The organism is Mesotoga infera, assembly GCA_011045915.1.
Lineage (GTDB): Bacteria > Thermotogota > Thermotogae > Petrotogales > Kosmotogaceae > Mesotoga > Mesotoga infera_D.
Genome location: DSBT01000317.1, coordinates 1 through 7,934 on the forward strand (window position 1 = coordinate 1; position 7,934 = coordinate 7,934).

6 protein-coding genes are annotated in these 7,934 nt (G+C 45.9%); 5 read left to right on the forward strand and 1 reads right to left on the reverse strand.

Going from position 1 to position 7,934, the window contains the following annotated elements; all coding sequences use genetic code 11:
• The first annotated feature begins 276 nt into the window (after positions 1-276).
• Positions 277-663, forward strand: coding sequence for an FMN-binding protein (locus ENN47_10300; GenBank protein HDP78551.1), 387 nt, complete (start codon positions 277-279; stop codon positions 661-663).
• Positions 664-771: 108 nt separating this feature from the next.
• Here the strand turns inward: ENN47_10300 and ENN47_10305 are convergent, their stop codons facing one another.
• Positions 772-1,251, reverse strand: coding sequence for a hypothetical protein (locus ENN47_10305; protein HDP78552.1), 480 nt, complete (start codon positions 1,249-1,251; stop codon positions 772-774).
• A 192-nt stretch (positions 1,252-1,443) separates the two neighbouring features.
• On the opposite strand from ENN47_10305, the gene ENN47_10310 reads away from it, so the two are divergent.
• From ENN47_10310 to ENN47_10325, 4 genes are all read left to right on the forward strand, one after another.
• Positions 1,444-2,433: a DUF1175 family protein gene (locus ENN47_10310; protein HDP78553.1), complete on the forward strand. Its 990-nt coding sequence runs from the start codon at positions 1,444-1,446 to the stop codon at positions 2,431-2,433.
• Between the two features lie 15 nt (positions 2,434-2,448).
• The gene (locus tag ENN47_10315; GenBank protein HDP78554.1) at positions 2,449-6,930 is read left to right on the forward strand and encodes an alpha-2-macroglobulin domain protein; all 4,482 of its coding nucleotides are present in this window, start codon (positions 2,449-2,451) and stop codon (positions 6,928-6,930) included.
• Positions 6,927-7,484 carry a hypothetical protein gene (locus ENN47_10320; GenBank protein ID HDP78555.1) on the forward strand — a complete coding sequence of 186 codons (558 nt, stop codon included), beginning with the start codon at positions 6,927-6,929 and terminating at the stop codon, positions 7,482-7,484. Before ENN47_10315 ends, ENN47_10320 begins: the two co-directional genes overlap by 4 nt.
• A partial coding sequence (locus ENN47_10325) for a peptidase M3 (GenBank protein ID HDP78556.1) occupies positions 7,453-7,934 on the forward strand: 482 nt, incomplete at its 3' end. The genes ENN47_10320 and ENN47_10325, both read left to right, overlap by 32 nt.

The window sequence follows — 7,934 nt, forward strand, 5'->3', positions numbered from 1 at the left end:
AGGGAAACAGCATTCGACTGTGATTCATTCAGTGAAGAAGATAGATAAGAGCGTTATGATGGGTAAGGGCCCGACAAAGCTGTTGTTTGACGATATCATAGGAATCATTTCTTCCAATTCCGCTGCTGTATAGAGTCTTGAAGATCTACCCTTTGGGATGCTTCAATTCAGGCGATAAATCCGACTATGTTAATCTGAATACTTCATTCTGGAAATCTTCTCAGTTAGGAAGAAAGAGATAATTCTTGTGTACAAACAATTGTGCGGGAGGCGGAAATGAAGTGCGCAATCAGTGTTTCGCTTTATATTGTTCTGGCTGCAGCAACGATCGTGATGGTGTTCGATTGGCAGGCGAAGAGGCCAGAAAGAGCCATTCAAATAACAACAGAGCCATTTGGAAGTTTTTCAGACGGTGTTTATGCTGGAAGGGAAGGTTATGTCAGTCTGGAAGTCGAAATAGCCGGCGGAAAGATCATCGACATAAGAATTCTTCAGAACCGAACGGATCGATATGCAAAGAGCGCCGAATCTACTGCCGATAGAATCGTTGAAGCTCAGAGCCTTGAAGTTGATCTTGTAACTGGAGCAACAGCATCGAGCGGATCGATTGTCTCGGCCGTTAAGAATGCTCTGGGCGTCGCCGACCTGTCGAGCAACGACTGAATCCTATTCATAAGCTGGGAATAAGGTTTGTCGACGGGTCGATTATGAAGGTGAGGGCTGAAAAGCCCGATGAAAATTGAGGCTCGAGCGATAACTCTCTACGGCGACTCACATACTGGCCGGCTCGAAGAAGCTTAGTATAGGATTGTTGTATTCTCCGCTTATTTTCCACTGCCTCTCGACGCCATTCAAAGAGATCACGCTCTCTCCGCTTTCATGGAAGCTCTTCCCATCATGTGAGTACTCGAGCGAAAAAGAGACTGTGATGGTCGCTTCCCTTGAGCCTCTAACGACGTCTTCCACATTCAACGAGAAATCTATGTCATCGTAGAGTTCAAAAAAATCTGCGTAGAACAATGCTATGCTTTTCTTTGGAAGCATCCTTCCAGAAGGACTGCCGGAGGTTTCGATCCACACCTCATCGCTGTAAAGCTCGAGAATCGAATCCTCTCGGGCTCTGTTAATTTCTCGCTCCAGCCTTGCTACCACAGTGTCGGGCTTCACAAGTATGTACCCAGTGCAACCAGAAGTAAGCATTATCAAAAACACTATAGCTACTACGGTAAATAGAGCGCTTTTCTTTCGCAAATCGTCACCTCCCGGTTCTCTTCTGATCTAATAATAACAGATTAACAAAGCCAATTTCCCATTCTTAGACGAGATGGAAAGACACAGCATCGGAATGATTATCTATTCAGGGATAATTCTCGAACCAAAAACCCTGCCTTCAGTCTTATAAATGCGAAGTCGCGTCAAGGGTATTTCTGAGGGGAGATTTCTTTGAATAGGATCAACATCGTCTATCTTTTTTTGGTTGCCCTAACAACTATTGCCATCTCTGCAACTTTTCTGAATTTCAAAGGCGATTACACTGCAATAAAAGCTGATCGAAGTCTCATCAGACGAGGTGAGTCTTTCTCTATTTCAGTGCCTGATTCGACTTATGAGAGACCGATTCTCTCATACGCCAGAGGCGCTACACTTGAACGGTTCTCTAGCGAAAGCAACACTTCGGTCTATACTTTCTGTGCTGATGATGAAGATGCCGTAATAGTAATTTCATTCTCGGGACTCTTTAGAACTCGAAAGAGTCTTTCTCTTGAGTTCGAAGAGTTTGTTGATAGTGATTCTGACCGCTTTCCTGACAGACTGGTCCTGGATTTGGAGGACGCCGAAAGTTTTAGAGCGTGGTTCGTGAACATCTCAGCGTATCAGGTCATTGAGTTCTCAAACAGGTGGAGCGATGAAGAAAGAGATTGTAGTGGGTTGATAAGATTTGCAGCCAGAGAGGCTCTTAAAAGCCACAAAGAAGAGTGGTTCTTGGAGAATGCAATCGATCATGAACTCTGGCGCGAGAAAACCGGTATCGACCTTCGTACCATTCCCGATGTCAAAGAATACAACTATCCGGATATTCCAATACTAAGAGGGAAGATTTTCTTAAGCAATACCGGGGAGTTCACTTACTTCGCCGATGCATACAACCTTGTACGTAGTAGTATGGTATTTAAGGGCAGGGATCTCAGCGTCGCAAGACCTGGAGACATAATCTTTTTTCACCACCCCTCTCCATCAACTTTTCATTCGATGATATACACTGGCGACGGGCTGATTTATCATACCGGACCGCTTTCTGAAAATGATTCAGGTGTTCTGAAGCTCTGGAGAATGGAAGATTATCTGAGAACAATGCCTTATCAGTGGTTACCGATACATAGTAACGAAAACTATCTCGGGGTATACGCTTTCAAGTTTCTACCCCGACAGTAATGGAGGGTGAACGCGATGAGAAAGGCCTCAGTGGTTCTTCTGATTATTCTGTTTACTGGATTGACGGCAATTGCTTTTCAAATTCAGCGGTATGGATACAAGCTTGAATCATCTTTCATCGAGTTGTATTCACTCGATTATCTGCCCACTGTTTACACTGACAGCAAAGACAGCTACATCGACATCAAGATATACGATCTTGATGAACAAGATCTGACCGGTGCTATAACAATAGGAGACGTTGGAATCTCAGGCGATCCTTTGTACGCATTGAGACAGACTGTCAGTGAGAAACAGAGAGTTCATTTTCCCGATGAAGCTCTCAAGGGCCTCAGACTGATTGTGGTTTCATCACAGTCGGGCACTACGAAGCTCATGACAAGCTATCGGATGGTTGGAGCACAGCTGCTTGCTCACGAAGACGGGGCAATGCTGAGACTCTGGAAGAAAGATGATTCAGAGTTTATTGAGAATTTTGCGCTTTACAGACTCAAAGACGGCGAGCTAATAGGTCGGACAGAAGATGGAGTATTTGCATTCAATTACCTCCCCACCGTCGATGATGCAATTCTTGTTCAGTCAGCGGAGGGTTCGATTCTCTGGAGACCCGGAGAGTATGATTACTACTTCTCATCGAAAGACATTTGTTTGACTTTCACCGATCGTCCTGCATATAAAGCAGGAGAAGTGGTCAACTTCAGGTCATTCATAAGAGAAATTACCCCGGCAGGTTATGAAATACCCGAAATTGACTCAGTCGAGGTCGAGATAGTTGATCCTTTGAATAGAGGTGTTTACAGTGAAGTTCTGGAACCTGACGACTTAGGTTCCGTAAGCGGGACGTTCCGAACTTACTCGGAGATAACGAGAGGTTCGTACAGGATTATCATACGGTGGGAGGAAAACGAGGACTACTATTACTTCCAGATTGCCGACTACAAGAAACCCACGTTCTTCACCACAGCAGAACCTACGATCGGGGCCTTCAGAAAAGGAGAACCCATCACAATAAATGTCTCGTCTCAATATTACTTTGGGGACCCTGTCTCTCTAGGCAAGGTTGATTACACGATTTACAAAGGAAATCAGTATGTTGACAACGGATCGGCACGGCTTGACGGTTTGGGAAATACGGTGATCGGGTATGTCGATGGGCTTGAGAGCGGATCATATTACGCAATTGTCACTGTATCGGACGATACCGGTATGCAATCAAGAAGCATGGTTGAGTTCAAGGTTGTGCAGGGCACTTTCGATTTCTATGTAGATTACAGATTCACGGACATAGAGGCCGTCGTGAAAATTGAAACGAAGCTGAACGACGATACGCCAGTTTCAAAAGCTTGCGAAGTCAAGGTCTGGTACGAAGAGCCCGTTATACTTATGGACAAGGGCAAGCAGATTGAGAAGAAGCTGAAAATCAACATCTTCAGTGAAGAGCTTTCAACCGATAGCGGAGGAAAGGCAGAGGTGCTGATCGATCTGAGGGACGTACCGTCAGACACGGTTGTCTATTTTGAGATTAATGGATCGCCCTCGGGCGAGCCGGAAGTAGTGGACAGCTATTCGGTTTACACTAGCGGTTATTATGACTACTACGGATCCATACTGATAGACTCCGTCGAGTCTGCCGTTCCTGGATCAAAGGCGAAGGTCTCATTCTACACATCATCACCCATGGATTTATGGATTATTGCAGACTTCTCGGGCGATTTCAAACAGTTTCCGTTCAGCTCGACCGAGGGAAAGAACACTGTAGAAATTGAAATCCCAGAGAACTATGCATACGACAATTTCATGCTCTTCATTGTCGGATACAAGAACTACCAGATTGTCCAGTCACAACTGATAGGAGTAAAGACGTCTTCGAAAGACCTGAAAATAGGCTTGCTCACCCAAGATAGATATGAACCCGGAGATACTGTCAACATGAAAGTCCATGTAAGCGATTCTGAAGGAAATCCAGCCAGCGTAGGGCTTACAGTTGCAGTGGTTTCTCAGGCGATGCTTTCACTATTTGAAGGTGACTACGATCAGTGGAAAGCGTCTCTGGGCAGTCCATTCAATAGAGGGTTCAACACAGTTAGCATCAATGACCTATACTATTCTGCCTACCCCTCCATTGCCAAACTTGGGGACCTGCTGGAATCTCAGCCGCCTGCCGCTGAATCCAAGGTAACGGGAGGCGCCCCTCTCGGGATGGGCGATCTTGGGAAAGAAGCCGATAGCTTGACTTCAGACGTAAAGGCAAGAAAACTTTTCAGCGACAGCGCTTTCTGGTCAATTGGAACCTTCACTGACGAAAATGGAGTTGCAGAATTGTCCTTTGTTGTGCCCGAAGATCTTGATACCTGGACAATCAGGGCTCTAGCTGCCGAACTGGGCGGAGATTTCAGCTACGAAAGATCAGGCTTTGAAACCTGGAAGCCCATGACTGTCAGCAGCTTTCTTCCGGAGTTTCTCATTGCGGGTGACAAGGTTAATTTGGTCTTCTCGGTCAAGAACAATCTTGACTCCAGAATGCCCGTGATAACTGGATTCTATCTGGATGGAGAAGTAATAGAAGAGAAGGGATCGACAATAGACGCCTTTGGAAGTCGATCTTTCACTTACGAGGTGGAGCTGCGCGATCTGCTGCCTTCGGAGAAAGAGGAGAAGCTGAAAGTCAAATTCGTTGTTGAGGGGAGTCGCGGGTCCGATGGAGTTGAGTATGAAATACCTTTGAAACCAAGATTTACTTATCTTCGGTTTGGAAATCTGGAATTCCTCGATGGTAACAAGATTCTAGAATTTTCTGAAAACTCCATAGGGACGATCACCATCTCCTCAACAATCGATCCGATTCTTCTTGAAGCAATCAGATACCTGGTTGACTATCCATATGGTTGTGTGGAACAGACAATGAGCAGGCTTCTTCCTGCACTGGCCGCCTCTAAGCTTCTTGAAGGCGCAGACGAGCCTTTCGTAAAGAAGGTGTCTGTCGTGGTCGGGGAGGGACTCGAGAGGCTCTACGGTTTTCAGCATTACGATGGTGGCTGGGGTTGGTGGAAGGATGATCGTTCAACTCCATTCATGACCGCTTATGTGATGCTGGGTCTGTATTTGGCTACGGAGAACGGTTACGACATAAATCGAGATGTAATAGCAATGGGATACTCGGCGATGAAAAGCTTGAACAAAGAAGACCCTGATCCCTTCCTGCAGTACGTAATAGTGCTTTTCAGCAGGAAGCTAAGAGATCCTGTAGGCTCTATTGTTGACTATAAAGGGGATGTAGCTTCCATTGTCTTGACCGCACTTTCCTACGAAACTCTGAACATGAAGGAAAAAGCATCTGCTCTTATTGAAGAGGCAATGGAATATGTGGATCTCAGTGCAGATGATGCGATACATGGGAAGAGTTTCAGCTATTTCTTTGACGACACTGTGATTCTGTCTTTGCTCTTGAAGGCATCTGTCGATCTGGAAATGCCTTCTACCACGATTGCAGAGATCTCCAGGAGACTGCTGAAAATGGGCAACGGCAGCTACTGGTACAGAACCTCGTCAACTGCTATGGCCATTCTTTCTCTTTCTTCCGTTAGCAATGTGCTTTCCGAGGAGGCCGAAGTGAAAGTGATGTCGGGGAGTGGGGAGGTGATTTTCGAGGGCGATGTCGCCGATTCGATAACAGTTCCCTTTGCAGGAGAGAACATGTTAGTCGAGAGTACGGATATGGTGGTTGTCTCGATAAACGGGGAGGCAACGGTTGAGATGGAATTGATCGAGGCTGAAAACATTGGTCTGACTATCGAGCGAATTCTCAGGAGGAAGCTCCCCGTTCCGATGGACGATACACACGTCCTCACCACTCCCCAGATAGATTCTCCTTACGTGGTCTCTTCAATAAAGACGCTGACTCCGGATGAAGTTGGTTCTCTTGAGATAAGCGTATCAAAGAGCATCGAAGGGATGAAGCTCGCAATTACGGAAGGGGAATTGAAGCTAGGAGAGTACGGCCTGGGATTGAGGATTTATGAAGGTGATGTTCTCGGTATTAGCAATGGCGAGATAATCATCAGAACGCTTGAATACGGGTACTATGATGATGCGACTGCAGAGATCCACTCGATAAAATTGGGAATACCCGAACCAATCTCTGTAGGTGAAACAATAATCTCTGAAGTGCGCATCATGATTCCCGATGACATTCCGTATGTGGTTTTGGAAGACATGTTGCCATCCACCGGAATTTCAGTCGAAGAGAACCTCGAGGCCGACATTCTGGGATACACGAAATTCTACTATTATGATTACTATTGGTGGGGTTACACGTTCAAAGATGCAAGGTTCGATCGGATTTCTTTCTTCTTCAGAGATGGCGGAGAGTTTGTGACAAAGAGCAACTGGAGAATACTAACTAAAGGCGAGTTCATTATCCCGGCCGTCCAGGCATGGGCGATGTACGATGGAGATGTTAGGTCCAATACGGAATCGGTAAGATTGATTGTTGAATGAAACTACTAATGCTAGCGACCGTACTGCTTCTTCAAATGACGGCTCTTTGTTTTACCGGCACATATGTGTCTTGGGATATGCCTGAGCTTGAAGATTACAGGAGCGCGCTTGAAAAACTGACTGGAAGGTCAGTTGGTGGAACGTATCTTCTTCTGATTGCTTCTTCGGCCGGAGAGTTTTCCGAACTCTCCGGCATCGGTTACTGGTTTCTGGCGGCAGCAGAAGGAGAGACAATAATTGTGCAGCCGCTAAGCTTGATACCCAATCTCTCACTGACGCTTGCCCATGAAATGGCGCATCTCTCTCTGAGAAAGTATCAACTTCCTTACTGGTTGGAAGAAGGAATGGTCTGCTCCGTCACTGGCGAATGGATTGGCAGAGAAGAGATGCGACTCGATGAAGTGGAGTCCCTCGATTACGCGAACATGGATTTCATGACATATCGCTCATACAGTTTCACCTGCTGGATTGAAGTGTCCCGACTTCTTCGCGAACTCTCTTTTGGCGAACTGATATTGGAGTATGGAGAAGGAGGTATTGACGAATTTGAGTGAAGAACCATTTGTTGAGTGGGATCTGACAAAGCTCTATTCTTCATCGGATGATCCGGCCCTGATTGACCACCTGCGATACGTGATTCTGGAAAAAGAAGAACTGATAAAGGAATACAAGAGAAGAATAGCCGACGAGAGCATAGAAGCGAGCGAACTAAAGCTGGTTTTTGAAAGAATCGAAGATGTTTTGAGTAAATTTGCAAAGCCGTCGATGTTCGCATATCTGAGTCACTCAGTAACACCGGCTGTGCCGGCAATACAGAAGCTAATCCGCAAGATCGACGAACTTGAGTCGCAGCTCGAAAGCGATCTCCTCTTTCTGAAATTGGAACTGTCGAAAGTCTCTGAGAATTTCTTCTCGAGGTTGTCTGATTCACCAGAGTTAGCAAACTACAGTCATTATCTCGAACTAGTTCGCACTAATCGAGTTCATATGCTCAGCGAACCAGA

What these genes read in the sequence shown, in the direction of transcription:
- ENN47_10300 (HDP78551.1), top strand. Translation starts at nt 277, where the DNA reads ATGAAGTGCGCAATCAGTGTTTCGCTTTATATTGTTCTGGCTGCAGCA.
- ENN47_10315 (HDP78554.1), top strand. Translation starts at nt 2,449, where the DNA reads ATGAGAAAGGCCTCAGTGGTTCTTCTGATTATTCTGTTTACTGGATTG.
- ENN47_10320 (HDP78555.1), top strand. Translation starts at nt 6,927, where the DNA reads ATGAAACTACTAATGCTAGCGACCGTACTGCTTCTTCAAATGACGGCT.